Raw genomic sequence first — 26,190 nt, 5'->3', positions numbered from 1 at the left:
ATGACCCGCTCCACCCCCCGCCCGTCCTCGGTCAACCGTCGGCAGGTCGTCGGCGGCGTGGCCGCGCTCGGCGTGGGCGCGCCCCTGCTCGCCGCCTGCGGCAGCGACTCGGCCGGCGGTGGGGAGTCGGCCGACACCCCCTCCGGCGGCAGCGCCGACTCCGGTGGTGGCGCGAGCACGAGCGGCTCGGGCGGCGAGCTGGCCACCGCCGACGTCCCCGAGGGCGGCGGCGTCATCCTGGAGGACTCCGAGACGGTCGTGACCCAGCCGTCGGCCGGCGAGTTCAAGGCGTTCAGCTCGATCTGCACCCACCAGGGCTGCGCGGTCACCAAGGTGGCCACGACGATCGACTGCCCCTGCCACGGCAGCAAGTTCTCCATCAGCGACGGCTCGGTCGTCGCGGGCCCGGCGTCCAAGCCGCTTCCGGAGAAGTCCGTCACCGTCGACGGCGACACCCTCACCGTGGGCTGAGCGTGCCTGGACCTCTCTCCTACCGACCCGAACCGGGCACGATCCCGACCCAGCCCGGCGTCTACCGGTTCCGGGACGCCAAGGACCGGGTCATCTACGTCGGCAAGGCGAAGAACCTGCGCGCCCGGCTGTCGTCGTACTTCCAGGACATCGCCAACCTGCACCCGCGCACCGCGACGATGGTCACGACCGCGGCGCGCGTGGAGTGGACCGTCGTCGAGACCGAGGTGGAGGCGCTGCAGCTGGAGTACTCCTGGATCAAGGAGTACGACCCCCGCTTCAACGTCAAGTACCGCGACGACAAGTCCTATCCCTGGCTGGCGGTCACGTTGTCCGAGGAGTACCCCCGCGTCATGGTCGGGCGCGGTGCCAAGCGGAAGGGCAATCGCTACTTCGGCCCCTACAGCCACGCCTGGGCGATCCGCGAGACCGTCGACATCCTGCTCCGCGTCTTCCCGATGCGCTCGTGCAGCAACGGCGTCTTCAAGCGGTCCGCGCAGATCGGCCGGCCGTGCCTGCTGGGCTACATCGACAAGTGCTCCGCGCCGTGCGTGGGCAACATCAGCGCCGAGGACCACCGCCGCATCGTCGACGACTTCTGCGACTTCATGGCCGGCCGCACCCGACCGTTCATCCGCCGGATCGAGGAGGAGATGTACGCCGCCTCCGAGGCCCTCGACTTCGAGAAGGCCGCCCGCCTGCGCGACGACCTGGGCGCGATGAACCGCGCCCTGGAGAAGCAGGCGGTCGTGCTCGGCGACGGCGCGGACGCCGACGTGATCGCGCTCGCCGAGGACCCCCTGGAGGTCGCGGTCCAGATCTTCTACGTCCGCGGCGGGCGGATCCGCGGACAGCGGGGCTGGGTCGCCGACCGGGTGGACGAGGGCGGCACCGCGGACCTGGTCGAGGGCTTCCTGCTGCAGCTGTACGGCGGCGACGCCGACTCGATCCCGCGCGAGGTCCTCGTGCCCGAGCTGCCACCCGACGCCGAGACGCTGGAGCAGCTGCTCGGCGACCTGCGCGGCTCCAAGGTGCGGATCCGGGTCCCGCGGCGCGGCGACAAGAAGTCGCTGCAGGAGACGGTCGCCCGCAACGCCCAGCAGGCGCTCGCCCTGCACAAGACCAAGCGCGCCTCGGACCTCACCACCCGCAACCGGGCGCTGGAGGAGATCCAGAACGCGCTCGGCCTCGACGAGGTGCCCCTGCGGATCGAGTGCTACGACGTGTCCAACCTGCAGGGGACCGAGGTGGTCGCCTCCATGGTGGTCTTCGAGGACGGACTGGCCCGCAAGAGCGAGTACCGCCGGTTCGTGATCAAGGGCGTGGACGGTCAGGACGACGTGGCCTCGATGCACGAGGTCATCACCCGCCGCTTCCGGCGGCTGCTCGACGAGCAGGCGCGCTCGGAGCAGGTCGCGGGGGAGGACGGGCCGATGCTGGTCGACCCGGACACCGGTCGCCCCCGGAAGTTCGCCTACTCACCGGGCCTGGTGGTGGTCGACGGCGGGCCCCCGCAGGTCGCCGCCGCGCAGCGCGCGCTGGACGAGCTCGGCATCGACGACGTGCCGCTGTGCGGCCTGGCCAAGCGGCTGGAGGAGGTCTGGGTGCCCGGCCAGGAGGACCCGGTCATCCTGCCCCGCAGCTCCGAGGGGCTCTACCTGCTGCAGCGGATCCGGGACGAGGCGCACCGGTTCGCCATCACCCACCACCGCGGCCGGCGGTCGAAGTCGATGGTGGAGAGCCTGCTCGACGACGTGCCCGGCCTCGGGGAGGTGCGGCGCAAGACCCTCATCCGGCACTTCGGCTCGCTGCGCAAGCTGCGCGCCGCGACCGTGGAGGAGATCGCCCAGGTGCCAGGTATCGGCCCCCGCACCGCGGCGGCCATCAAGGAGGCCGTCGCCGATCAGGCGACGAGCGGGAAGACTGGGCCCGCGATCAACGTGACGACCGGCGAGATCCTGGAGGAGTAGACGATGACGAGCGAGGGGGCGCTGCGCGACCACCGGGGGGAGCTGGTGGTCGTGACCGGCATGACCGGGGCCGGTCGCAGTACGGCGGCCAAGGAGCTGGAGGACCTCGGCTTCTACGTCGTGGACAACCTGCCGCCGAACCTGCTGCGGCACGTGGTCGAGCTGGTCGACGAGTCCAAGGGCGTGGAGCAGCCCATCGCGGTCGTCGTCGACGTCCGCTCCGGGATCTTCTTCGAATCCCTCAAGGCGAACCTCGCGCAGGGCCGCACCGGCCGGCGTACCACCCTGCTGTTCCTCGAGGCCGACGACGACGTCCTCGTGCGCCGCCAGGAGGCCGCGCGGCGGCCGCACCCCCTGCAGGGCAGCGGCCGGCTGCTCGACGGCCTGCAGCGCGAGCGCGCGGTCATGCAGGACCTGCGCGGCAGCGCCGACGTCGTCATCGACACCTCGAACCTCAACGTGCACCAGCTCACCGCGAAGGTCGCCGAGGCGTTCGGCACGCCGGAGTCGGTGTCGCTGAAGATCACGGTCGTGAGCTTCGGCTTCAAGTACGGCATCCCGGTCGACGCCGACCTGGTCGCCGACATGCGGTTCCTGCCGAACCCGTTCTGGGTCCCCGAGCTGCGTGCCCAGTCCGGCCGGGACCGCGAGGTGGCCGACTACGTCCGCAGCCGCCCCGGCGCTCAGGAGTTCCTCGACCAGTACCTCCCGATCATCCGCACCGTGGGGGAGGGCTACCTGCGCGAGGGCAAGCGGTTCATGACCGTGGCCATCGGCTGCACCGGCGGCAAGCACCGCAGCGTGGCGATGACCGAGGCGCTGGTCAACGGGCTCCTGGAGACCGGCTTCGACGCCCGCGCGCAGCACCGCGATCTCGGACGGGAGTGACGGCATGGTGGAGTCGTTGATCGAGCAGGCGGCCGGCCGGTCGTCGGACGGTCCGGCCGTGGTCGCGCTCGGCGGGGGGCACGGCCTGTTCGCCTCGCTGTCGGCCTGGCGGCGCGTCGTACCCGACCTGACCGCGGTCGTCACCGTCGCCGACAACGGCGGCTCCTCGGGCCGGCTGCGGCACGAGTTCGGCGTGCTGCCGCCCGGCGACCTGCGGATGGCGCTGGCGGCGCTGTGCGGTGACGACGAGTGGGGCCGCACTTGGGCCGAGGTGGTCCAGCATCGGTTCGCCGGCCACGGCGAGATGGAGGGTCACGCGCTCGGCAACCTGCTCATCGTCGGGCTCTGGGAGATCCTCGGCGACCAGGTGAAGGCACTGGACCTGGTCGGGCGGCTGCTCGGCGCCGAGGGCCGGGTGCTGCCGATGTCGACGACCCCGATGGACATCACCGCGGAGGTCACCGACGCCGACGGCCGGGTCGCGCAGGTGCGCGGCCAGGTGGAGGTCGCGACCACCGAGGGACGGATCCGGTCGATCCGGTTGGACCCCGACGGCGTGGACGCCTGCCCGGAGGCCGTCGCGGCGGTGCGGGAGGCCGACTGGGTCGTGCTCGGCCCGGGCTCCTGGTACACCTCGGTGATCCCGCACCTGGTCGTGCCGCAACTGCGCGAGGCCCTCACCACCACCGCGGGCCGGGTGGTCGTGGTGCTCAACCTCGAGCCGCAGCAGGGGGAGACCCACGGGCTGCGTCCCGAGGACCACCTCGCGGCCCTGCTCGAGCACGCGCCGGACCTGCGGATCCATCGAGTGGTCGCCGACCCGTCCTCGGTGCCCGACCCGGACGCCCTTGCCGAGGCGGCGCGCAGACTCGGCGGCGAGCTGGTGCTCGGCGAGATCGCCCTCGGCGACGGGACTCCCCGCCACGACCCCGACCGGCTCGCCGACCTCTTCCGCGCGATGGTCCGCGAGGCCAGGTGACCTGGGTCGCAGGGGGCGCCCGCGCCGCCGAGGGTCGTTGACTCGCATGGAAGGATCGGGCCTATGGCGATGACCGCACAGGTGAAGGCAGAGCTGGCCAGCACTCCGGTGACGAAGACCTGTTGCCGCAAGGCGGAGGTGGCCTCGATGCTCCGTTTCGCGGGGGGCCTGCACATCGTCGGCGGCCGGATCGTCGTCGAGGCCGAGCTCGACACGGGCGCCGCTGCCCGGCGCCTGCGCACCGACATCGCGGAGGTCTACGGGCACCGCTCGGAGGTCGTCGTCGTCCAGCCCGCGGGGCTGCGCAAGGGCAGTCGCTACCTCGTCCGGGTCGACCGGGACGGCGAGGCCCTGGCCCGCCAGACCGGCCTGCTCGACCAGCGCGGCCGCCCGGTGCGCGGCCTGCCGCCGATGGTCGTGTCCGGTGGCGGCTGTGACGCCGTCGCCGCCTGGCGCGGCGCGTTCCTGGCCCACGGCTCTCTGACCGAGCCGGGCCGCTCCTCCTCGATGGAGGTGACCTGCCCCGGCCCCGAGGCGGCCCTCGCCCTGGTCGGCGTCGCCCGCCGGCTCGGCGTCCAGGCCAAGCCCCGCGAGGTCCGCGGCGTGGACCGGGTCGTCATCCGCGACGGCGACGCGATCGGCTCGCTGCTCACCCGCCTGGGGGCCCACGAGTCCCTCATGGCCTGGGAGGAGCGGCGGATGCGCCGCGAGGTCCGGGCCACCGCCAACCGGCTGGCCAACTTCGACGACGCCAACCTGCGCCGCTCCGCCCGCGCCGCCGTCGCCGCGGGTGCACGCGTCGAGCGTGCGCTGGAGATCCTGGGCGACGAGGTGCCCGACCACCTCAAGCAGGCCGGCCAGCTGCGACTGGAGCACAAGCAGGCCTCCCTGGAGGAGCTCGGCCAGCTGCACGACCCCGTCCTCACCAAGGACGCGATCGCCGGCCGCATCCGCCGGCTGCTCGCGATGGCGGACAAGCGTGCCGAGGAGCTGGGCATCCCCGACACCGAGTCCTCGCTGACGCCGGAGATGCTCGCCGACGAGGCCTGAGCCGCCGTACCCCTCTCCCCGGCCGCCGTACCACAGTTTGAACGATCCAAACGTTACCGAGAGGTACGCGGGACACCCCTGCCGGAGGGCTGCGCCCGCGCGGTAGGGTCGCAACGCAACCTCGACCAGTCGACCACCTCCAGGAGTGACCGCAGTGACCGTTCGCGTAGGCATCAACGGCTTCGGCCGGATCGGGCGCAACTTCTTCCGCGCCGCCAAGGCGTCCGGCGCCGACATCGAGATCGTCGCCGCCAATGACCTGATGGACAACCAGACGATCGCGCACCTGCTCAAGTACGACTCGGTCCTGGGCGTGCTCGACGAGGACGTCACCGCGACCGACGAGGACATCACCGTCGGCGGCAAGACGATCAAGGTGTTCGCCGAGAAGGACCCCGCCAACATCCCGTGGGGCGAGGTCGGCGCCGACATCGTCGTGGAGTCCACCGGCATCTTCACCGACGCCGAGAAGGCCAAGGCGCACATCGACGGCGGGGCGAAGAAGGTCATCATCTCCGCGCCGGCGAAGAACGAGGACGCCACCTTCGTGATGGGCGTCAACCACGAGGAGTACGACGCCGACAAGGACACCATCGTCTCCAACGCCTCCTGCACGACCAACTGCCTGGCCCCGATGGCCAAGGCGCTCAACGACGAGCTGGGCATCGTCCGGGGCCTGATGACCACCATCCACGCCTACACGCAGGACCAGAACCTGCTCGACGGCCCGCACAAGGACCTGCGCCGCGCCCGCGCGGCCGCGCTCTCGATCATCCCGACCTCCACCGGCGCGGCCAAGGCGATCGGCCTGGTCCTGCCCGAGCTCAAGGGCAAACTGGACGGCTACGCACTGCGCGTCCCGACTCCGACCGGCTCGGCGACCGACCTGACCTTCGAGGCCTCCCGCGAGACCTCCGTCGAGGAGGTCAACGGCATCCTCAAGGCGGCGGCCGAGGGCCCGCTCAAGGGCTTCTTGAAGTACACCGAGGACCCGATCGTCTCCGCCGACATCGTCACCGACCCGGCCTCCTGCATCCTCGACGCCGGCCTGACCAAGGTGATCGGCAACCAGGTCAAGGTCGTCGGCTGGTACGACAACGAGTGGGGCTACTCCAACCGCCTGGTGGACCTCACCGAGTTCATCGGCAAGTCCCTCTGACGCCACGCCCCACGACCCAGGAGTAGGCCACACCATGTCGGACATCGCATCGCTGGGCGACCTGCGCGGCAAGCGCGTGCTGGTGCGCTCGGACCTCAACGTGCCGCTGGAGCAGAGCGGCGGTACGACGACCATCACCGACGACGGGCGCATCCGCGCCAGCGTCCCGACCATCCGGCAGCTCGCGGACGCCGGGGCACGGGTGATCGTGCTCGCGCACCTCGGCCGGCCCAAGGGGGCGCCGGACCCGGCGTACACCCTGGAGCCGGTCGCCCGTCGCCTCGGCGAGCTCCTCGGCAAGGACGTGGCGTTCGCGACCGACACCGTGGGCGAGTCCGCCTCCGAGACGGTGGCCGGCCTCCAGGACGGCGACGTCGCTGTCCTGGAGAACGTCCGCTTCAACGAGGGCGAGACGGCCAAGGAGGACGAGATCCGCTCGGCCTTCGCCAGCCAGCTCGCCCAGCTCGGTGACGCGTTCGTCTCCGACGGCTTCGGGGTCGTGCACCGCAAGCAGGCCAGTGTCTACGACATCGCCCTGCGGCTGCCCGCCGCGATGGGCGACCTGGTCTCGACCGAGGTGGACGTGCTGCGGCGCCTCACCGAGGAGCCCCAGCGCCCCTACGTCGTGGTGCTCGGCGGGTCGAAGGTCTCCGACAAGCTCGGCGTGATCGACAACCTGCTCCAGAAGGCCGACAAGCTGCTCATCGGCGGGGGCATGGTCTTCACCTTCCTCGCGGCCCAGGGCTACGAGGTCGGCAAGAGCCTGCTCGAGGAGGACCAGGTCGAGACCTGCCGTGCCTACCTCGAGCAGGCGAAGGAGCGCGGCGTGGAGCTGCTGCTCCCGACCGACGTGGTCGTCGACACGGTCTTCCCGTCCGGTGACCGCGAGCCCCAGCCCTCCGTCGTACCCGCCTCGGAGATCCCGGCCGACGCCATCGGCCTGGACATCGGCCCCGACTCGGCCGCCGCGTTCGCCGACGCCCTCTCCGACGCCCGCACCGTGTTCTGGAACGGGCCCATGGGCGTCTTCGAGACCGAGGAGTTCGCCGCGGGCACCCGCGCGGTGGCCGAGGCGCTGACCCAGGTCGACGGGCTGTCGGTCGTGGGAGGCGGCGACTCCGCCGCCGCGGTGCGCACGCTCGGGATCGACGAGGACGCCTTCGGGCACATCTCGACCGGCGGCGGCGCCTCGCTGGAGTACCTCGAGGGCAAGGAGCTGCCCGGGATCGCCGTACTGGAGAGGAACATCCATGGCTGAGGCACGCACCCCCATCATGGCGGGCAACTGGAAGTCCAACCTCAACCACCAGGAGGCCGTCGTCCTGGTGCAGAAGCTGGCCTGGACGCTGTCGGACAAGCGGCACGACTACTCCGCCGTCGAGGTGGTCGTGGTGCCGCCGTTCACCGACCTGCGCTCCGTGCAGACGCTCGTCGACGGCGACCGGCTCTCCATCGAGTACGGCGCCCAGGACGTCTCCGAGAATGACGGCGGTGCCTACACCGGCGAGATCTCCGCGGCCATGCTCGCCAAGCTCGGCTGCTCCTACGTCGTGGTCGGGCACTCCGAGCGGCGCCAGCACCACGGGGAGACCGACGAGGTCGTCAACGCCAAGGCCAAGCGGGTGCTCGACGCGTCCATGACGCCGATCGTCTGCGTCGGCGAGGGCCTGGAGGTACGGCAGGCCGGCGAGCAGGTGCCGTTCACGCTGGCGCAGGTCGAGGGGTCGCTCGCCGGGCTGTCCGCCGACCAGGTCGGCGGGCTGGTCGTCGCCTACGAGCCGGTCTGGGCGATCGGGACCGGCGAGGTGGCGACCCCGGACGACGCCCAGGAGGTCTGCGGCGCGATCCGGGAGCGGGTCCGGGAGGTGTGGGGCGACGCCGCGGCGGACGCCATACGCATCCAGTACGGCGGCTCGGTCAAGGCCGCGAACGTCGCCGGGATCATGGAGAAGCCGGACATCGACGGCTGTCTGGTCGGCGGCGCGAGCCTGCAGGCCGACGAGTTCGGCGGGATCTGCCGGTTCTACGAGATGCCGACGATCTGAGCCGCGGATCGTCGTCTAGGATTGACACCGTGCAACTGCTGTTCACCATCCTGCTCGTCGTCACCAGCCTGCTGCTGATCGTCCTCGTGCTGCTGCACAAGGGCCGGGGCGGAGGCCTGTCCGACATGTTCGGCGGCGGCGTCTCCAGTTCGCTGGGCGGGTCGTCGGTGGCGGAGCGCAACCTCGACCGCTTCACGGTCGCTATCGGCGTCATCTGGTTCGCGTGCATCGTCGCGCTGGGCCTCCTGATGGCGAACCAGAACTGACGTTAGGGAGGCCGTGATGGCTGTCGGAGGAGGGAACGCGATCCGCGGGAGCCGGGTCGGTTCCGGCCCGTCCGGTGAGGCGGAGCGGGGGGAGGCGGCCCCACGGAAGCTGGTGGCGTTCTTCTGCGCGAACCAGCACCGGTGCGTCGTCGCGTTCGCGGAGGAGGCCGACGTCCCCGAGACGTGGGACTGCCCGAAGTGCGGCCTGCCGGCCTCGGTGGACGCGGAGAACCCGCCACCGGCGCCGAAGATCGAGCCCTACAAGACCCACCTGGCCTACGTGAAGGAGCGCCGCTCCGACGACGAGGCCAAGGTGATCCTCAACGAGGCGCTCCAGCTGCTGCGCCAGCGCCGCAAGTCCGGCGACGTCGTCTTCTGACCCTCGCCCTCCCGCGACCGGGCACTCCCTGCACCCATATCCCGCCGACCGGGCACTCCCTGCACCCTTATCCCGCCGACCGGGCACTCCCTGCACCCATATCCCGCCAACCGGGCATTGCGTGCATCCATATCCCGGCGACCGGGCACTCCTTGCACCCAACTCGGCCGGCGAACTGAACCGGCACGCCAGCTAGCGATCTGACCTGGGCTTTCGTCGAGCCTGTGGATGGCTCCCCATCCGTGCACGATGGGGCGGCCACCCTGTCCGCATGTCCCGACGACTGCCGCCATGGCTCGATGGCCCGCTGCTGAACGAGACCTGCCCGCTGCCACTCGATGTGCCGTTCACCCGCGCCCAGGCGATGCAGAGCGGCGTCACTCGACGCCAGTTCCAGATCCTGTGCGAACGTGGACTGGTGAAGGAGCTCACCCACGGCGCCTATGCCGTGGCCCAGCTGCGAGACACCATCGAGAGCCGCGCGCGAGCACTCCAGCTGGTCGTGCCGGACGCCGTACTCGTCGTGGATCGGACCGCCGCCTGGCTGCACGGAGTCGACGCGCTCCCTAGGTCCGCCGCCTATGAGCCCGTCCCGCTGGAGCTGGTCAGCCGCAACGAGTCCCGGACTCGGCGAGCAGGCGTGCGCGGCGGGATCCGCAACCTGCTCGACTCCGATGTGACCCAGGTCGAGGGTCTGCGAGTCACCACACCGCTACGGACCGCGATCGACCTCGGGCGGAGCCTGCGCCGGCACGATGCGTTCGCGGCGCTGTGCAGCTTCCTCCGGCACGGTCTCGATCATGGGGATCTGCAGCGGCAGCTTCCACGGTTCCGCCGCATGCCCGGCGTCGTGCAACTGCGCGAACTCGCGCCGCTCGCGACCGGGCTGCCGGAGTCACCCCCGGAGGCGGTACTGCTGCTCGCGTGCTGGGACGCGGGCGTCGACAGCGCCGTCCCGCAGCAGTGGGAGTACGACGACGAGGGCCGTCCGTGCTATCGCTGCGACATCACGGTGCCGGAGCTGCGGCTGCGCTTCGAGTACCAGGGAGTGGCAGCCCACCGGTCACCCGAGAAGCGAGCCGCCGACGCCGTCCGGAAGGCCTGGCTTGAGGCGAGGGGATGGTGCGTCGTCGAAGTCTGGGCCGCGGACCTGTTCGGTCCGGGCGTGGATCCGTTGGACGTGGTGTACGCCGGAGTGCGTTCGGCGCGTGCCCGACTGGGCGGTTGGCGTCCCGAGGGCGAGTTCCTCTGACCGGGCGTCAGTGCATCGAGTGCCCGGTCGGCGGGATGTGGGTGCATCGAGTGCCCGGTCGGCGGGATTTGGGTGCAGGGGATGCCCGGTCGCGGTCAGGGGAGGGCGGAGGCGGCGGCGCGGTCCAGGTGCCAGGTGACCGTGCCGGTGGGCGCGATGCCCCGCGCCGGGGTGTCGGGTACGGCGCCCGTGGGCGCGAGGGCGGCGGCGACGGCGTCGGCCTTGCCCTCGCCCGCGGCCAGGAACCACACCTCGTCGGCCCGGTTCAGCGCCGGGAAGGTCAGGGTCACCCGGTCGGGCGGCGGCTTGGGGGAGTCGTGCACCGCGACCGCGATCTCGTCTTCGACCTCCAGCTGTGGGAAGTGCGGGAACAGCGAGGCGATGTGGGCGTCCGGGCCGATGCCGAGCATCAGCACGGTGAAGCTGCCCGCGCCGTGCTCGCGGAGCGTCGCGGAGTAGGCCTCGGCGGCCTCCTCGGCGGTCGCAACCTCGGAGGCCGACGGGATCTCGTGCACGTTGGCCGGGTCGACCCCGACCTGGGACAGGAACGCTTCGCGGGCCTGGACGGCGTTGCGGTCCGAGGACGAGGAGTCCACGAACCGCTCGTCGCCCCACCAGACCACGACGCGCGACCAGTCCACCGACGACGCCGGAGCGAGCCGGGCCACCTCGCGGTGCAGCTGGTCGGCGATGGTGCCGCCGGTGAGGCCGATCTGCGGTGTCTCGCCGGCCTCCTGGGCGGCCGCGAGTCGGGCCAGCAGCTCGGTCGCGACCGTGGTCGCCAGGCTCTCGCTGGACTCGTGCACCCGAACGCTCATCGCGACGCCTTCCTCGCAGCCGACCTCTTCGCCGGGGCCTTCTTCGCGGGAGCCTTCTTGGCAGCCGACCTCTTCGCGGGGGCCTTCTTGGCCGGCTTCTCGGTCTTGCCGTCGTTGCGGACCAGATACCGCGTGACGGCGGCGTAGACGTCGTCCTCGTCCAGGTGCCGCATCTCCTCGGCCAGCAGCTCGGGCAGGCTGCGCCGCTTCAGGGCGACCGGCCGGTCCGGCTGGCCCGGGGTGCTGAGCGTCCCGAGGAGGCCGTCGTACCGACTGATGCTGATCGGCCCCTCCTTGGAGTTCAGCGTCACCTCGGTGATGCCGGGCCCGTCGGAGACCTCGCGGGTGACGGAGATGTTGAGTGCCTCGGCGAGCCACGCCGAGAGCAGGTCCGCCGACGGGCTCACCCGCTCCGCGGCCACGACCGCCGAGGTGACCTTCACGTGGTGCTGGTCCAGCGACGCCGCAAGCAGCGCCCGCCAGGGGGTCACCCGGGTCCAGGCCAGGTCGGTCGTGCCCGGCGCATAGTTCGCGCACTGCTCGAGCAGCGCCTTCTTCTGGCCACGAGGCAGGGCGGCCGCGTCGGTGATCCGGCGCTGGCCGAGCTGGCCGATCGGGTCCCTGGCCGGGTCGGCCGGGGCACGGCCGGGCCACCACACGACGACGGGGGAGTCCGGCAGCAGCAGGGGGAGTACGACGGACGCGGCGTGCTTGGTCACCTCGCCGGACAGCCGGATCTGGGCGATCTCGCCGGTCCAGGCGCGGACCCCGACCTCCACGTCGGCGACGATCCGGCCGCGGCCGCGACCGGAGCCGATGATGACCGCCAGCACCCGCCCGGGATGCTCGTGCGAGGCGAGCCGGGCCGCGCGCAGCGACTCCTCGGCGTCCTCCTCGGTCATGACGATGACCAACGTCATCACCATGCCCATCGTGGGCGAGCCGGCTCGCCGCCGCTCGCGCACGAACTCCGCCGCGATCTGCGACGCGTTGGTGTCCACCAGCTGGCTCATGGTCGCCTCCACGTGCGTCCGTCACGGGCCAGCATGTCGTCGGCGGACTGCGGCCCCCACGTCCCGGACTCGTACTGCTCCGGCTTCCCGTGCTTGTCCCAGTAGTCGAGGATCGGATCGAGGATCTTCCACGACAGGTCGACCTCCTCCTGCTGCGGGAACAGCGGCGGGTCGCCCAGCAGCATGTCGAGGATCAGCCGCTCGTAGGCCTCCGGGGACGCCTCGGTGAAGGCGCCGCCGTACGCGAAGTCCATGTTGACGTCCCGGATCTCCATCTCGGTGCTCGGCACCTTCGCGCCGAAGCGGATGGTCACGCCCTCGTCGGGCTGGATCCGGATGACCAGCGCGTTCTGGGTCAGGTCCTCGACGGCCTGCTCGCTGAAGGGGAGGTACGGCGCCCGCTTGAACACGACCGCGACCTCGGTCACCCGTCGGCCCAGCCGCTTGCCGGTCCGCAGATAGAACGGCACCCCGGCCCACCGGCGGTTGTCCACGGTCAGCTTGATCGCCGCATAGGTCTCCGTGGTGGAGGTGGCCGGGATGTCCTCCTCCTGGAGGTAGCCGTTCACCTTCTCCCCGCCGGCCCAGCCGGGTGCGTACTGCCCACGCGCCGTCGCCCGGGCGATCCGGTCCGGCACCCGCACCTGAGCCAGCACCTTCTGCTTCTCCCGCCGCAGCTGGTGGGCGTCGAAGGCCAGCGGCTCCTCCATGCCGACCAGCGCCAGCAGCTGCAGCAGGTGGTTCTGGATCACGTCGCGCGCGGCGCCGATGCCGTCGTAGTAGCCGGCACGGCCACCGATGCCGATGTCCTCGGCCATGGTGATCTGCACGTGGTCGACGTAGTTGGAGTTCCAGACCGGTTCGAAGAGGTTGTTGGCGAAGCGCAGCGCCAGGATGTTCTGCACCGTCTCCTTGCCGAGGTAGTGGTCGATCCGGAACACCGCCTCGGGCGGGAAGACCTCGGAGACGATCGCGTTCAGCTCGCGCGCGGACTCCAGGTCGTGCCCGAAGGGCTTCTCCACGACCACGCGCTTCCAGCCGCGGTCCTGGTCGGTCAGCCCGTGCTCCTTGAGCTGGCCGATCACCTCGCCGAAGAACTTCGGCGGGATGGACAGGTAGTAGGCGTGGTTGCCGCGCGTGCCGCGCTGCTGGTCCAGCTCCTCCAGGGTCCGGCGCAGGTGGTCGAATGCCTGGTCGTCGGAGAAGTCGCCGGGCACGAACCGGAAGCCCTCGTTGAGCTGGTCCCACACCTCCTGGCGGAACTCGGTGCGGGCGTACTGCTTCACCGACTCCTCGACGATCTGGGCGAAGTCCTGGCTGGCCCAGTCGCGCCGGGCGTAGCCGACCAGCGAGAAGCCCGGCGGCAGCAGACCGCGGTTGGCCAGGTCGTAGACGGCCGGCATCAGCTTCTTGCGGGCCAGGTCGCCAGTGACGCCGAAGATCACCAGCGTCGCGGGCCCGGCGATGCGCGGCAGCCGCCGGTCCTGCTCGTCGCGCAGCGGGTTCTGGTAGGTCACCGACGATGCCTCCGGTAGTAGTCGATCAGGGCCCGGGTGGACGAGTCCTGATCACTGGTGTCGCCTCCGGCCAGCAGGGGAGCGATCTCCTGGGCGAGCTGCTTGCCCAGCTCCACGCCCCACTGGTCGAAGCTGTCGATCCCCCAGACCGCCCCCTGGGTGAAGGTGATGTGCTCATAGAGCGCGATCAGCTGCCCCAGCACCGAGGGCGTGAGCGCCGGCGCCAGCAGCGAGGCGGTCGGGCGGTTCCCGGTGAAGACCCGCGCGGGCACCAGCTCCTCGGCGGTGCCCTCCTCCCGCACCTCCTCGGCGGTCTTGCCGAACGCGAGCGCCCGGGTCTGGGCCACGAAGTTGGCCAGGAACAGCTCGTGCACGTCGGTGGCGCCGTCGCGCAGGGGGTACGCCGGCTCCGCGAACGCGATGAAGTCGGCCGGGATCACCCGGGTGCCCTGGTGGATCAGCTGATAGAAGGCGTGCTGCCCGTTGGTGCCGGGCTCGCCCCACCAGACCTCGCCGGTGTCGGTCGTCACCGGGGTCCCGTCCCACCGGACCCCCTTGCCGTTGGACTCCATGGTCAGCTGCTGGAGGTAGGCCGGGAACCGGTGCAGCAACTGTGCATAGGGGAGTACGGCGTGGGTCTGGGCGTCCAGGAAGTTGGTGTACCAGACGTTGAGCAGCCCCATCAGGATCGGCACGTTCTGCTCGGCCGGGGTGCTGCGGAAGTGCTCGTCCATCGCGTGGAAGCCGGCCAGCATCTCGGCGAACCGCTCCGGCCCGATCGCCACCGCGAGCGAGGTGCCGATCGCGGAGTCCATCGAGTAGCGGCCGCCGACCCAGTCCCAGAAGCCGAAGGCGTTCTCGGGGTCGATGCCGAAGTCGGCGACCTTGTCCAGGGCGGTGGAGACCGCGACGAAGTGCCGGGCGACCGCCTCGGCGTCGTCGTGCCCCTCGAGCGCCCCCGCGGTGCGCAGACCCTCGAGCAGCCAGGCGCGGCACAGCCGCGCGTTGGTCAGGGTCTCCAGGGTCCCGAAGGTCTTGCTGGAGACGATGAACAGGGTGGTGGCCGGGTCCAGGCCCTCCAGCGTGACCGCCGCGTCGGTGGGGTCGATGTTGCTGATGAACCGGCACTCCAGGCCGGGCTGCCGGTAGGGCGCTAGGGCCTCGTAGGCCATGACCGGGCCCAGGTCGGACCCGCCGATGCCGATGTTGACGACCGTCTCGATCCGCTGCCCGGTGATCCCGGTCCACTCGCCCGAACGGACCTGGTCGGCGAACCGGTAGACGCGCTGGAGGACCTCATGGACGTCCTTCACCACGTCCTGCCCGTCCACCTCCAAGGTGGCCTCGGCGGGCAGGCGCAGCGCCGTGTGCAGCACGGCCCGGTCCTCGGTGACGTTGATGTGCTCGCCCCGGAACATCGCGTCGCGCCGGCTCTCCAGCCCGACCTCGTCGGCGAGCTCGAGCAGCGTCTGCAGGATCTCGTCGGTGAGCAGGCCCTTGGACAGGTCGACCCGCAGGTCCGCGGCGGTGAAGGCGAGGCGCTCGGCCCGGCCGGGGTCCGCGGCGAACCAGCCCCGCAGGTCGGGCTCGAGCGCGTCCGCCAGCTCGCGCAGGCGTGCCCAGGCACCGGTCGACGTCGGGTCGACCGGTGCCGGCAGGTCGGTCACTCCCTGCCCGCCTTGTCCAACTGCTCCTGGACACTGCCGACGAGCTCGTCCCACGAGGCCACGAACTTGTCCACGCCCTCCTGGATGAGCACCCGGATGACGTCGTCGTAGTCGATGCCGGCCTCGGCGAGCGAGCCCATCGTGGCCTCGGCGTCGTCGTAGTTCGTGGTGACCTGGTCGCCCTCGACGTCCCCGTGGTCCTTGACCGCCTCCAGGGTCTTCTCCGGCATGGTGTTCACCGTGTTCGGCACGACCAGGTCCACGACGTACATCGTGTCCTTGTAGTCGGGGTTCTTCACGCCGGTGGAGGCCCACAGCGGACGCTGCTTGTTGGCTCCCGCCGCGGCGAGCTTCTCCCAGCGGGGCCCGCTGAAGAACTCCTCGTAGGCCTTGTAGGCCAGCCGCGCGTTGGCGATGCCGGCCCGGCCGAACAGGGACTTGTCCGCGCCGGACTCCTCGAGCCGCTTGTCGATCTCGGTGTCAACCCGGGAGACGAAGAACGACGCGACCGAGTGGATGTCGGAGAGGTCCAGACCCGCTTCCTGGGCCTTCTCCAGCCCGGCGACGTAGGCCTCCATCACGTTGCGGTACTGCTCGAGACCGAAGATCAGCGTCACGTTGACGTCGATGCCGCGGCCGATGGTCTCGGTGATCGCCGGCCAGCCCTCGGGCGTGCCCGGGATCTTGATGAACAGGTTGGGCCGGTCGACGGTCTTCCACAGCTCCTGCGCCGAGGCGCTGGTGCCCTCGGTGTCGAACGCCAGCCCCGGGGCGACCTCGATGGAGACCCGCCCGTCGACGCCGTTCGTGGCGTCGTAGACCGGGCGCAGCACGTCGCAGGCGTTGCGGACGTCGGTGGTGGTGATCACGAAGATCGCCTCGTCCACGTCGGCGCCGCCGGCCGCCAGCTCGCGCACCTGCTCGTCGTACCGCTCCCCGTCGGAGAGCGCCGCGGCGAAGATCGAGGGGTTCGTGGTCACGCCGACCACCGAGTCCTCGTTGACCAGATCCGACAGGTTGCCGGTCTCGAGCCGCTCGCGGGAGAGGTCGTCGAGCCAGATCGACACCCCTGCCTCGGACAGTTCCTGAAGACGGTCAGTCATGCTGAGTTCCTTCCGTGAGTGGGGTGGGTACGTCGGAAGCCGGGCCCGCAGGTCAGAGGGCCTCCGTCGCCCGGATGCTGTCCTCCGCGGCCAACACCACCGCCTCGGCGGTGATTCCGAACTGGCGGAAGATCGTGGCGTAGTCGGCCGACGCGCCGAAGTGCTCCAGGGAGACCATGCGCCCGTGGTCCCCGACGATCTCGCGCCAGCCCTGGGCGACCCCGGCCTCGACCGAGACGCGGGCCTTCACCGTCGGGGGGATGACCTGGTCGCGGTACATCTCGTCCTGCTCCAGGAACCACTCGCGGCACGGCATCGACACCACGCGGGCCGCCACGCCGCTCTCGGCCAGCCGCTCGCGCGCCTCCACGGCCAACTGGACCTCCGAGCCGGTGGCGATGAGCACGACGTCCGGGATGCCCTCGGTGTCGAGCAGGGTGTAGCCGCCGCGGGCGACGCCGTCGGCGGAGGCGAAGCCGTCCTTGCCGCGGGGGAAGACCGGCACGTTCTGCCGAGTCAGGGCCAGGCCCGCCGGGCGGTCGTTGTGCTCCAGCACGGTCCTCCACGCGACCACCGTCTCGTTGGCGTCCGCGGGACGGACCACGTCCAGGCCGGGGATCGTCCGCAGCGCGGCCAGCTGCTCCACCGGCTGGTGGGTCGGGCCGTCCTCGCCGAGCCCGATCGAGTCGTGGGTCCACACATAGGTGACCGGCAGCTGCATGAGCGCGGCCAGACGCACCGATGGCCGCATGTAGTCGGAGAAGATCAGGAACGTGCCGCCGTAGGGGCGGGTGCCGCCGTGCAGCGCGATCCCGTTCATCACCGAGCCCATGGCGTGCTCGCGCACGCCGAAGTGCAGCACCCGGCCGTAGATGTTGCCCTGGAAGTCCTTGGTGGAGTTCTCCTCCGGGATCGCCGACGGCTCACCCTCCATCGTGGTGTTGTTGGAGCCGGCCAGGTCCGCGGACCCGCCCCACAGCTCCGGCAGCACCGGCGCGAGCGCGTTGAGGACCTCCCCGGAGGCCTTGCGGGTGGCCATGCCCTTCTCGCTGGCCGGGAAGCTCGGCAGGGCATTCGTCCACCCCTCGGGCAGTGTGCGGGTCGCCATCCGCTGGGCCAGGGCGCGGCGCTGGTGATAGCGCTTGCCCCACTCCTCGAACCGCTCCTGCCACTCCGCCTCCTGCGCAGAGCCCCGCTCGACCAGCGAGCGGGTCTGCTCGATGACGACCTCGGGGACCTCGAAGGTGAGCTCGGGGTCGAAGCCGAGGATCTTCTTGGTGGCCGCGACCTCGTCCTCGCCGAGGGCGGCACCGTGCGCAGCACCCGTGCCCTGGGCGTTCGGCGCCGGCCAGGCGATGACGGTCTTCAGCACGATCATGCTCGGCTGGTCGGTGACCTTCTCCGCGGCGTTGAGCGCACGCCACAGGGCGTGCACGTCCTCGTGGTACTCCTTGCCGCCGCCGGTCCAGTCGACGGTCTGGACGTGCCAGCCGTAGGCCCGGTAGCGCATCGCGACGTCCTCGGTGAAGGCGATGTCGGTGCCGCCCTCGATCGAGATGTCGTTGTTGTCGTAGATCACGGTGAGGTTGCCCAGCTGCTGGGTGCCCGCGAAGGACGACGCCTCGGCGCTGACGCCCTCCTCCAGGTCGCCGTCGGAGGCGATCACGTAGATCTGGTGGTCGAAGAGGCTCTCGCCGGCCGGCGACTCCGGGTCCAGCAAGCCGCGCTCGCGGCGGGCGGCCAGCGCCATGCCCACGGCGTTCCCGACGCCCTGGCCGAGCGGCCCGGTGGTGGTCTCCACGCCCGCGGTGTGGTGGAACTCGGGGTGCCCGGGGGTCTTGGAGCCCCAGGTGCGCAGGGACTTGAGGTCCTCCAGCTCCAGCCCGAAGCCGCCCAGGTAGAGCTGGGTGTACAGCGTGATCGAGGTGTGGCCGGCCGACAGCACGAACCGGTCGCGCCCCGGCCACTGCGGGTCGGCGGGGTTGTGCCGCATCTTCTTCTGGAAGAGCAGGTACGCCGCCGGCGCCAGCGACATCGCCGTGCCCGGATGACCGTTGCCGACCTTCTGGACCGCGTCCATGGCCAGCGTCTTGGCGGTCTTGACGGCCAGGTCGTCGACCTCCGTCCAGTTCAGCCGGTCCGAACTCCCGGTCGTTGCCGTCTCTGCCACGCTGCTGCCTTTCGCTCGTGCACTCGGGCGGAGATCCCGCCCGCGGACAATGGGGCTCCACGGCCGAGCCTACTCACGCGTGGGGCTAGACTCGACACCCGACCGGGTGCCACCGGTCCACCCGTTCTGACCACTGACTTCCCGAGGCCTGATCACCCGTGACCTATGTCGGCCATGCGACGTCCGATGTCGCGTCGGATCGCACCGGACGGTCGGCTCGTGGCTCCCGTGGACCGCGTCCGCGGGTGCGCGACGTGGTCGCGGCGTACGTCGGCCTCACCAAGCCGCGGGTCATCGAGCTGCTGCTGCTCACCACCGTCCCGGTGATGTTCTTCGCCGAGCGCGGGATCCCGTCGCTGGGCCTGGTCGCGGCCACGGTCGTGGGCGGGACGCTCTCGGCCGGGTCGGCCTCGACGCTGAACTGCGTCTATGACCGGGACATCGACGAGCAGATGCGCCGTACCCGCCGCCGGGCGCTGCCCCGGCACGTCGTCTCCCCGGTCTCCGCGCTGGTGTTCGGCCTGGTGCTGGGCGTCTTGGCGACCGTCGTGCTCTGGCTGTGGGTGAACCCGCTGTCGGCGATGCTGGCGCTGGCGGCCGAGGCGTTCTACCTCTTCGTCTACACGATGCTGCTCAAGCGGCGCACGACGCAGAACATCGTGTGGGGCGGCATCGCGGGCTGCTTCCCGGCCCTCATCGGCTGGACCGCCGTCACCGGCGAGCTGGCCTGGACCCCGGTCGTGCTCTTCCTGGTGGTCTTCTTCTGGACCCCGCCGCACACCTGGGCGCTGGCGCTGCGCTACCGCGAGGACTACGCCCAGGTGGATGTGCCCATGCTGCCGGTCGTGAAGCCGGCGGTGGAGGTCGGGCGCCAGTCCTTCCTCTACGCGCTCGCCACCGTGGCGACCTCGCTGGCCCTCTGGCCGGTGGCCGGCACCTCCTGGTTCTACCCGGTCGCGGCCGCCGTGCTCGGCGCGGTGTTCCTGGTCGCCGCGCAGCGGATGTGGGCACGGGCCCGGAGCACCGACTCCCTGGCCGGCATCCAGCCGATGCAGCTGTTCCACATCTCCAACCTCTACCTCGCGCTGCTCTTCGTGGCGGTCGCGCTGGACCCGCTCATCGGCGGCTGAGCACCCGCTCGCGAGACCCCGCGAAGAAAGATTCAGAAATCTCTCCGGGTGACGCAACCTTTCCGGCGCCGGGCACGTCTGTCCAAGTCACGGCGGTGAACCTGTTCACGGGGGTGTGGGTGAACCGCCGTCCTTACCTCCGACGGGGCCCGGGCGCAGAGCCCGGGCCCCGCCGTTCGTCCGCCCCTGGACGGGTTTGCGTGCATCAACTGCCCGGTCGGCGGGATATGGGTGCATGAAATGCCCGGTCGGCGGGATGTGGGTGCATCAACTGCCCGGTCGGCTGAGGCGGGTGGCCGGGCTGGCCTGCGGCTCGGCCGAGGCGTCCGCCTCGAGCGGCGCGTGGTGGGGGAGGACCGCCAGGGCGATCCGGGCGAGGCCGGCGGCCAGCAGGGCGGCCCCCAGCATGTGCAGCGCCACCAGGGCGATCGGCAGGCCCAGGAAGTACTGGGTCCAGCCCAGGACCCCCTGGGCGATCTCGATCAGCAGGACCAGCCCGGTGACCCGGGCCAGCCAGAGGTCGCCGGAGCGCCGGGCCACCACGAGCAGCGCCACGGTGAGTGCCACCAGGACGTAGACCGCGACCGCATGCACCTGGGAGACCACCGCGGGGTCCAGACCGTTGCGCACGGAGTTCTCATCACCGGAGTGCGGGCCGGCGCCGGTCACCACGGTGCCCAGCCAGAGCACCACCCAGCCCACGCCGAACGTGCCGAACGCCAGCATCCGGTGCGGTCGCGGCGCGCGCGGCCGGTCGGGGCTGCGCAGCTCGTCCAGCAGCGCGACCGCGAACATGATGATGAGCATGGAGGCCAGGAAGTGGAAGGCCACCACCCACGGGTTGAGCTCGGTGAGCACGGTGATCCCGCCCACGACCGCCTGGAACGGAACGTAGAGGCAGACGAGGAAGGCCAGCCAGGTCGCCCGGCGGTGGCGTGACCCGATCGCCGCGAGGAGGGTGGCGATGGCGACGGCCACCAGGACGAAGGTCAGCAGCCGGTTGCCGAACTCGATGGCTCCGTTGATGCCGAGCTCGCCGTGGGTGGTGTACGACGTCTCGTCGCACTTGGGCCACTCCGGGCAGCCGAGCCCCGACCCGGTCAACCGCACGGCCGCGCCGGTCACGACGATCCCGATGTTGGCCACCAGGTTCGCCACCGCCAGCGGCCACAGCCAGCGCGCCAGCGGCCGCAGCCGCTCGGTCACCATCTCCCACACGGTGGCTACTCCCATCGGAACCATCTCGAGGCGGCCAGGGACCCGGCGACGGCCCACACGGTCAGCACCAGCAGCGCCGTGCCGTCCATGGTGCCGTCCACCAGGGCGGCTCGCAGCCCGTCGCCCAGGGCGCCGGACGGCAGCAGCCGCAGCAGCCCCTCGGCGACGCCGTACGACGACGTCGGCAGCACGACCCCGCCGCCGGCCATCAGCAGCAGGTAGACCAGGTTGGCGGCGGCCAGCGTCGCCTCCGCCCGCAGGACGCCGGCGACCAGCAGCCCGAGGGAGGCGAACGCCGCCGTCCCCAGCACGACGGTGAGCAGGGCCGCCGCCCAGCCGCCCGCCGGGTCCCACCCGAGCAGCAGCCCGAGGGCGCCCACGACCACGATCTGGATCAGCTCGACCAGGAGCAGCGCCCCGACCTTGCCGAGGAGGAGGCCGTGGCGGGGGAGCGGCGAGCTGCCGAGCCGCTTGAGCACGCCGTACCTGCGCTCGAAGCCGGTGGCGATCGCCAGCGAGGTGAACGACGTGGACATCACCGCCAGGGCCAGAACGCCGGGCGTGAGCACGTCGACGAGGGGGCGGCCGAAGTCCAGGCCGACGTGCCGGCCGGCGAGGACCCCGCCGACCAGGACGATGACCGGGATCACCACGGCGAGCAGCAGCTGCTCCCCGTTGCGCAGCATCAGCCGCGACTCCATCCGCGCCTGGCTCAGCACCTGGCGGGCCAGGGGCGCGCTGCCGGGCTGCGGCGTGAAGGTGCCGGCCATCAGCCCAGTCCCCGCCCGGTCAGCTCGAGGAAGACGTCCTCGAGGGTGCGCTGCCCCAGGGCCAGCGACTCCGGCAGCACGCCGTGCCGCTCGCACCAGCGCGAGACCGTGGACAGGGTCGTGGCGTCGGCGGGACCGGTCACGAGCAGGCTCACCTCGTCGATCTGGGCGACCGTGACGTCGGGGCCGAGCTCGGCGGCCAGGGACTGCGGGGCGCCGGCCGGGAACGGCTCGGTCACCACCAGCCGGATGGTGGCCGCGGGCGCCGAGCCCGGCACACCGCTGCGGGTGAGCTCGGCGGGCGTGCCCGAGGCGATCAGCCGGCCGTGGTCGATGATGTGGATCCGGTCCGCCAGCCGCTCGGCCTCGTCCATGTGGTGGGTCGTCAGGACCACGGTGACGCCGTCGTGCCGCAGCTCCTCCAGCAGCTCCCACGTGGTCCGCCGCGCATGCGGGTCCATCCCCGCGGTCGGCTCGTCGACGAAGACCAGCTCGGGGCGGCCGACCAGCGCCATCGCCAGGCCGAGCCGCTGCTGCTGGCCGCCGGAGAGACGACGGTACGGCGTCCGTCCGCAGTCCTCGAGCCCGAGTCGGTCGACCAGCATGGAGACGTCGAGCGGGTGTGCGTGCAGGCCCGCCACGTGGTCGAGCATCTCGGTGGCCCGGACGCCGGACCAGGCCCCGCCGGCCTGCAGCATCACGCCGATGCGGGGGAGGAGGCGGCGCCGGTCCGCGACCGGGTCCAGGCCCAGCACCCGCACCGTGCCGCGCTGCGGGCGGCGGTATCCCTCGCACGTCTCCAGGGTGGTCGTCTTGCCGGCGCCGTTGGGCCCGAGGACCGCGGTGATGCTCTCGCGCTCCACCGTCAGGGACAGCTCGTCGACCGCCACCTTGTCGCCGTACCGCATCACCAGGCCGTCGACCTGGACGGCTGGGGAGGACGCGGACACGGGCTCAGTCTAGGAACGCCCCGCCTAGACCTCGACGTCGGCCGGTGCCTCCTCGTCGGGAGCGCCGTCCTCGGAGAAGGCCGCGGGTGGCTCGCGCCACGGGTCGGCCCGCCCGGCGGCCGCCTCGGCGATCGCCCGGTGGACGCGCAGCGGCGTGCAGGGGATGTCGATGTGGCGCACGCCGAGGTGGGCGAGCGCGTCGACCACCGCGTTCTGCACCGCGGGCGTCGCGCCGATGGTCGCCGCCTCGCCGATGCCTTTGACGCCGAGCTCGTTGTAGGGCGTGGGCGTCTCGGTGGAGTGCGCGTCGATCTGGACCAGGTCGGCGGCCGTCGGCATCGGGTAGTCGGCGAACGTCGAGGTCATCGGCGTCCCCTCGGCGTCGTAGACGAACTCCTCCCACAGCGCCTGGCTGATGCCCTGCACCGCGCCGCCGTGCTGCTGGCCGGCGACGAGGAGCGGGTTCACCACCCGGCCGGCGTCGTCGACCGCGATGTGCCGCAGCGGGCGGACCCATCCGGTCTCGGTGTCCACCTCCACCACCGACACGTGCGTGCCGAAGGGGAAGGTGGAGTTGGGCTGCTCGAAGGTGTCGGTCTGCACCAGCGGCTCGCCCCGTTCTGTGGCGGCGCTCGCCAGCTCGGTCCAGGTGACGCGGGTGCCCGGCACGCCGCGCACCTCGAATCCGTCCTCGCCCAGCTCGATGTCCTCCGGGGAGGCCTCCAGCAGCTCCGCGGCGAGGGTCCGGGCCCGGTCCAGGAGGCCGGCGGCCGCGCGGGCGACCGCCTGACCGCCCATCTGCAGCGACCGGGCACCGCCCGTGCCGCCGCCGGTGGGGACGACCGCGGTGTCCGCCTGCTCGAAGCGGATCCGCTCCAGCGGGATGCCCAGGGTCTCCGCGGCGATCATCGAGAACGCGGTGGCGTGTCCCTGGCCGTGGGCCGAGGTGCCCGAGCGCACGGTCGCCGAGCCGTCCTCGTGCACCTCGACGTGGCCGTGCTCGCTGCCGCCGAAGCCGGTGATCTCGACGTACGACGCCAGGCCGACGCCCAGCTGCCAGCGCGCGCCCGCCTCGCGGCGCCGTGCCTGCTCGGCCCGGACGCCCTCGACGTCGGCCAGCCGGAGCGCCTCGGTGAGCGGCAGGTCGTAGTCGCCGGAGTCGTAGGTCGCTCCGGCGTGGGACTCCCAGGGGAAGTCGTCGGGCGAGACGAAGTTGCGTCGCCGCAGCTCCTCCGGCGGCAGACCCACCTCGGCCGCCGCGAGGTCCATCACCCGCTCCAGCAGCGCCGCCGCCTCCGGCCGCCCGGCGCCTCGGAAGGCGCCCATCGGCGCGGTGTTGGTGAGCGCGGAGATGCCGTCGTAGCGCAGCGCGGGGATCCGGTAGGGGCCCTGCGCCATGGTGCGGGTGGAGCCGGAGGCGAAGGTGCCCCCGAACCCCGCGTAGGCGCCGCAGTCGCCGACCACCCGGGCATGCATGCCGGTGATGCGGCCCTCGTCGTCGAGCCCCAGCTCGACGTACTGCACCTGGCCGCGGCCCTGCATCGAGAGCATCGCCTCGCTGCGCGTCTCGGCCCACGCCACCGGCCGGCCGAGCCGGCGCGCCGCGACGACGACCGCGGCATGGTCGGCATTCATCCCGGCCTTGCCACCGAACGCGCCGCCCACGTGCGGGACCACGACTCTGATCCGCTCCTTGTCCAGGCCGGTGTAGCGGGCGAGCAGGTCGCGGGAGAGGTGCGGGTGCTGGGAGGAGAGCCACACGGTGAGGTCGTAGCCGTCGGCGGTGGGGTCGGCCAGCACCGCGTTGCCCTCGATCGGCGCGGTCGCCAGCCGGTTGTTCTCCATCCGCACCCGGACCACGTGGGCCGCGCCCTCCAGCGGGTCGCCCTCGCCCATCCGGCGGATGGCGACGTTGTCCGGCAGCTCGTCGAACTGGGCGGGCGCGTCCGGGCCGATGGCCGCCTCCATGTCGGCGACCACCTCGAGCGGCTCGTAGTCGACCTCGACCAGCTCGGCGGCGTCGAGCGCCTGCGCCGTGGTCTCCGCGACCACCAGCGCGACCGGGTCGCCGACGTAGCGGGCCCGGTCGGCCGTCAGCGCGTAGCGGCTCACCTTCTTGCTGGCCGTCGCGAACGGCGGGACCGGCGTGTCGGCGACGTCGGCGCCCGTCAGGACCAGGCGCACGCCGGGGGCCGCCTGCGCCGCGGTGGTGTCGACGCCGGTGATCCGGGCGTGCGCGAGAGGGCTGCGCACGAAGACCGCGCGCAGCACGTCGTCGCGGGCTGCGGCGAGGTTGTCGACGAAGGTGCCGCGGCCGGTGAGGAGCTCGGGGTCCTCGACGCGCCGTACGGAGGTTCCGAGGATCGATCCTGGCATGGCGTCAGCCTAGTGACGCCGGCCACGCTTCCTGCGGTCCGGGCGCTGGTAGTAGGCGGGCAGCGAGCTGATCACGATGGGATGGTCGCTGATGCCACGCTTGCGGGTCCGGCTCTCGACCCGGTGACCGCCGAGCCGCGCGCGCTTGCCGCCGTCGATGAAGAGCCAGTCGATGCGGACGTCCTTCGGCGGCCGGCAGCGCTGCCCCCGGGGCCGGTCCGGGCGGAAGCTGCCGCCGGCGGAGGCCCGCATCCCGCGCTTGGCCAGGTAGCAGAAGCCCGACTCCCGCTGGTTGAGGTCGCCGATGAGCATGACCGGCCGGCCGGTCCGGCGCAGCCGCTTCACCAGGCGGGCCTCCCGCCGCAGGGCGATCTTGCGGTACTTCGCCGCCGGGCCCTTGGCGGAGGCGGGGTTGTGCACGTTGACGAACCAGACCTTCTCCCGGGTCCCGGTCCGGCGGAGCAGGACATAGGGCATGCCCACCGGCTTGCCGTGGAAGTAGGGGACCTTGATCCGCCCGGCGCGCACCAACCGCCACTTCCCGGGGCGCCACAGGATGCCGTTGGTCTCATTGCCCTTCGGCGAGAGCCGCCACTGCATCCGCCGATCCTTGGTCAGCCGGAAGAACAGCGTGCGCTGCGGACCCTGGAACTCCTGCATGCCCACGACCGACAGGTTCTGCTTCTCCATCAGCGGGATCGCCCGCCGCAGCCGCCAGCCGTAGCGCTTCCAGCCCTTGCGGTCGCCGCCCGGCTCGGTGTGGTTGGCGCCGAGGACGTTGAAGGTGCCGACCCTCGGCCCCTTGCGCAGCGGCGCGCGCCAGGTGTCGGACCGCTTCTCCTTCTGCGCGACGGGCTCTACCCGGTCGGTCCGGGCCGGACCGGCGTCGCGACCTCCGGGCGCGACCAGGAGCAGCCCGGTGGCGACGGCGAGCGCCGTCGCCACCACGCGAGCGGTCAGGTACCACCTCGAGAACGGCATTGCAGCAGGTTAGGCCAC

At 71.7% G+C, this 26,190-nt stretch carries 23 protein-coding genes; 12 read left to right on the top strand and 11 right to left on the bottom strand.

The window, feature by feature from the left end; genetic code table 11:
• The 11 genes from K8W59_RS09540 to K8W59_RS09490 all read left to right on the top strand — a co-directional run bounded on the left by K8W59_RS09540 (nt 1) and on the right by K8W59_RS09490 (nt 10,459).
• Nucleotides 1-471 carry a Rieske (2Fe-2S) protein gene (locus tag K8W59_RS09540; RefSeq protein ID WP_223399604.1) on the top strand — a complete coding sequence of 157 codons (471 nt, stop codon included), beginning with the start codon at nt 1-3 and terminating at the stop codon, nt 469-471.
• A 2-nt stretch (nt 472-473) separates the two neighbouring features.
• Nucleotides 474-2,441: an excinuclease ABC subunit UvrC gene (uvrC, locus tag K8W59_RS09535; protein ID WP_223399603.1), complete on the top strand. Its 1,968-nt coding sequence runs from the start codon at nt 474-476 to the stop codon at nt 2,439-2,441.
• A 3-nt stretch (nt 2,442-2,444) separates the two neighbouring features.
• Nucleotides 2,445-3,329 carry an RNase adapter RapZ gene (rapZ, locus tag K8W59_RS09530; protein ID WP_223399602.1) on the top strand — a complete coding sequence of 295 codons (885 nt, stop codon included), beginning with the start codon at nt 2,445-2,447 and terminating at the stop codon, nt 3,327-3,329.
• 4 nt (nt 3,330-3,333) lie between these two features.
• Nucleotides 3,334-4,308 (top strand): gluconeogenesis factor YvcK family protein, encoded by a 975-nt coding sequence (locus tag K8W59_RS09525; RefSeq protein ID WP_223399601.1) that lies wholly within the window; start codon nt 3,334-3,336, stop codon nt 4,306-4,308.
• A gap of 63 nt (nt 4,309-4,371) precedes the next feature.
• Entirely contained in the window at nt 4,372-5,358 is a 987-nt protein-coding gene (gene whiA / locus K8W59_RS09520; protein ID WP_223399600.1) for a DNA-binding protein WhiA, read from the top strand.
• 154 nt (nt 5,359-5,512) lie between these two features.
• A complete protein-coding gene (gap, locus tag K8W59_RS09515; protein ID WP_223399599.1) occupies nt 5,513-6,517 on the top strand; it encodes a type I glyceraldehyde-3-phosphate dehydrogenase in 1,005 nt (334 codons plus the stop codon).
• Nucleotides 6,518-6,551: 34 nt separating this feature from the next.
• Entirely contained in the window at nt 6,552-7,775 is a 1,224-nt protein-coding gene (locus tag K8W59_RS09510) for a phosphoglycerate kinase (RefSeq protein WP_223399598.1), read from the top strand.
• Nucleotides 7,768-8,562, top strand: coding sequence for a triose-phosphate isomerase (gene tpiA, locus K8W59_RS09505; RefSeq protein ID WP_223399597.1), 795 nt, complete (start codon nt 7,768-7,770; stop codon nt 8,560-8,562). Before K8W59_RS09510 ends, tpiA begins: the two co-directional genes overlap by 8 nt.
• Before the next feature lie 29 nt (nt 8,563-8,591).
• Nucleotides 8,592-8,828: a preprotein translocase subunit SecG gene (secG, locus tag K8W59_RS09500; RefSeq protein WP_223399596.1), complete on the top strand. Its 237-nt coding sequence runs from the start codon at nt 8,592-8,594 to the stop codon at nt 8,826-8,828.
• A 16-nt stretch (nt 8,829-8,844) separates the two neighbouring features.
• Nucleotides 8,845-9,207, top strand: coding sequence for an RNA polymerase-binding protein RbpA (locus K8W59_RS09495; protein ID WP_223399595.1), 363 nt, complete (start codon nt 8,845-8,847; stop codon nt 9,205-9,207).
• Between the two features lie 271 nt (nt 9,208-9,478).
• Nucleotides 9,479-10,459: a hypothetical protein gene (locus tag K8W59_RS09490; RefSeq protein ID WP_223399594.1), complete on the top strand. Its 981-nt coding sequence runs from the start codon at nt 9,479-9,481 to the stop codon at nt 10,457-10,459.
• 95 nt (nt 10,460-10,554) lie between these two features.
• Here the strand turns inward: K8W59_RS09490 and pgl are convergent, their stop codons facing one another.
• The 6 genes from pgl to tkt are packed head-to-tail and all read right to left on the bottom strand — an operon-like array spanning nt 10,555 to nt 18,657.
• Complete coding sequence (pgl, locus tag K8W59_RS09485) at nt 10,555-11,277, bottom strand: 6-phosphogluconolactonase (protein ID WP_223399593.1); 723 nt, start codon at nt 11,275-11,277, stop codon at nt 10,555-10,557.
• Nucleotides 11,274-12,290: a glucose-6-phosphate dehydrogenase assembly protein OpcA gene (locus tag K8W59_RS09480; RefSeq protein ID WP_223399592.1), complete on the bottom strand. Its 1,017-nt coding sequence runs from the start codon at nt 12,288-12,290 to the stop codon at nt 11,274-11,276. Before K8W59_RS09480 ends, pgl begins: the two co-directional genes overlap by 4 nt.
• A complete protein-coding gene (gene zwf / locus K8W59_RS09475) occupies nt 12,287-13,807 on the bottom strand; it encodes a glucose-6-phosphate dehydrogenase (RefSeq protein WP_223399591.1) in 1,521 nt (506 codons plus the stop codon). The genes K8W59_RS09480 and zwf overlap by 4 nt, the downstream gene beginning before the upstream one ends.
• Nucleotides 13,804-15,465, bottom strand: coding sequence for a glucose-6-phosphate isomerase (pgi, locus tag K8W59_RS09470; protein WP_223399777.1), 1,662 nt, complete (start codon nt 15,463-15,465; stop codon nt 13,804-13,806). The genes zwf and pgi overlap by 4 nt, the downstream gene beginning before the upstream one ends.
• 5 nt (nt 15,466-15,470) lie before the next feature.
• Nucleotides 15,471-16,577 (bottom strand): transaldolase, encoded by a 1,107-nt coding sequence (gene tal, locus K8W59_RS09465; RefSeq protein ID WP_223399590.1) that lies wholly within the window; start codon nt 16,575-16,577, stop codon nt 15,471-15,473.
• Nucleotides 16,578-16,629: 52 nt separating this feature from the next.
• Nucleotides 16,630-18,657: a transketolase gene (gene tkt, locus K8W59_RS09460; protein WP_397195995.1), complete on the bottom strand. Its 2,028-nt coding sequence runs from the start codon at nt 18,655-18,657 to the stop codon at nt 16,630-16,632.
• A gap of 248 nt (nt 18,658-18,905) precedes the next feature.
• Here tkt and K8W59_RS09455 point away from each other — a divergent pair, with 248 nt between their 5' ends.
• Nucleotides 18,906-19,877: a heme o synthase gene (locus tag K8W59_RS09455; protein ID WP_397195952.1), complete on the top strand. Its 972-nt coding sequence runs from the start codon at nt 18,906-18,908 to the stop codon at nt 19,875-19,877.
• 267 nt (nt 19,878-20,144) lie between these two features.
• Here the strand turns inward: K8W59_RS09455 and K8W59_RS09450 are convergent, their stop codons facing one another.
• From K8W59_RS09450 to K8W59_RS09430, 5 genes are read right to left on the bottom strand one after another with little or no spacing between them, the layout of a single operon-like run.
• On the bottom strand, nt 20,145-21,110 hold the full coding sequence (locus K8W59_RS09450) for a COX15/CtaA family protein (protein WP_223399587.1): 966 nt from the start codon (nt 21,108-21,110) through the stop codon (nt 20,145-20,147).
• A complete protein-coding gene (locus tag K8W59_RS09445) occupies nt 21,101-21,865 on the bottom strand; it encodes an ABC transporter permease (RefSeq protein WP_223399586.1) in 765 nt (254 codons plus the stop codon). Before K8W59_RS09445 ends, K8W59_RS09450 begins: the two co-directional genes overlap by 10 nt.
• A complete protein-coding gene (locus K8W59_RS09440) occupies nt 21,865-22,815 on the bottom strand; it encodes an ABC transporter ATP-binding protein (RefSeq protein ID WP_223399585.1) in 951 nt (316 codons plus the stop codon). The genes K8W59_RS09445 and K8W59_RS09440 overlap by 1 nt, the downstream gene beginning before the upstream one ends.
• 24 nt (nt 22,816-22,839) lie before the next feature.
• Nucleotides 22,840-25,191, bottom strand: coding sequence for a xanthine dehydrogenase family protein molybdopterin-binding subunit (locus K8W59_RS09435; RefSeq protein ID WP_223399584.1), 2,352 nt, complete (start codon nt 25,189-25,191; stop codon nt 22,840-22,842).
• A gap of 9 nt (nt 25,192-25,200) precedes the next feature.
• On the bottom strand, nt 25,201-26,172 hold the full coding sequence (locus tag K8W59_RS09430) for an endonuclease/exonuclease/phosphatase family protein (protein ID WP_223399583.1): 972 nt from the start codon (nt 26,170-26,172) through the stop codon (nt 25,201-25,203).
• Nucleotides 26,173-26,190: the final 18 nt, after the last annotated feature.

Source organism: Nocardioides rotundus (assembly GCF_019931675.1).
Taxonomy (GTDB): Bacteria; Actinomycetota; Actinomycetes; order Propionibacteriales; family Nocardioidaceae; genus Nocardioides; species Nocardioides rotundus.
This window is presented reverse-complemented; position numbering and strand designations above follow the sequence as displayed.

Coding starts and splice junctions, on each gene's coding strand:
- K8W59_RS09510 (WP_223399598.1), top strand. CDS start 6,552: ATGTCGGACATCGCATCGCTGGGCGACCTGCGCGGCAAGCGCGTGCTG.
- K8W59_RS09495 (WP_223399595.1), top strand. CDS start 8,845: ATGGCTGTCGGAGGAGGGAACGCGATCCGCGGGAGCCGGGTCGGTTCC.
- tpiA (WP_223399597.1), top strand. CDS start 7,768: ATGGCTGAGGCACGCACCCCCATCATGGCGGGCAACTGGAAGTCCAAC.
- tkt (WP_397195995.1), bottom strand. CDS start 18,657: ATGGACGCGGTCCAGAAGGTCGGCAACGGTCATCCGGGCACGGCGATG.
- K8W59_RS09445 (WP_223399586.1), bottom strand. CDS start 21,865: ATGGCCGGCACCTTCACGCCGCAGCCCGGCAGCGCGCCCCTGGCCCGC.
- K8W59_RS09540 (WP_223399604.1), top strand. CDS start 1: ATGACCCGCTCCACCCCCCGCCCGTCCTCGGTCAACCGTCGGCAGGTC.
- K8W59_RS09525 (WP_223399601.1), top strand. CDS start 3,334: ATGGTGGAGTCGTTGATCGAGCAGGCGGCCGGCCGGTCGTCGGACGGT.
- K8W59_RS09450 (WP_223399587.1), bottom strand. CDS start 21,110: ATGGGAGTAGCCACCGTGTGGGAGATGGTGACCGAGCGGCTGCGGCCG.
- K8W59_RS09430 (WP_223399583.1), bottom strand. CDS start 26,172: ATGCCGTTCTCGAGGTGGTACCTGACCGCTCGCGTGGTGGCGACGGCG.
- K8W59_RS09490 (WP_223399594.1), top strand. CDS start 9,479: ATGTCCCGACGACTGCCGCCATGGCTCGATGGCCCGCTGCTGAACGAG.
- K8W59_RS09480 (WP_223399592.1), bottom strand. CDS start 12,290: ATGAGCCAGCTGGTGGACACCAACGCGTCGCAGATCGCGGCGGAGTTC.
- tal (WP_223399590.1), bottom strand. CDS start 16,577: ATGACTGACCGTCTTCAGGAACTGTCCGAGGCAGGGGTGTCGATCTGG.
- rapZ (WP_223399602.1), top strand. CDS start 2,445: ATGACGAGCGAGGGGGCGCTGCGCGACCACCGGGGGGAGCTGGTGGTC.
- pgl (WP_223399593.1), bottom strand. CDS start 11,277: ATGAGCGTTCGGGTGCACGAGTCCAGCGAGAGCCTGGCGACCACGGTC.
- K8W59_RS09435 (WP_223399584.1), bottom strand. CDS start 25,191: ATGCCAGGATCGATCCTCGGAACCTCCGTACGGCGCGTCGAGGACCCC.
- whiA (WP_223399600.1), top strand. CDS start 4,372: ATGGCGATGACCGCACAGGTGAAGGCAGAGCTGGCCAGCACTCCGGTG.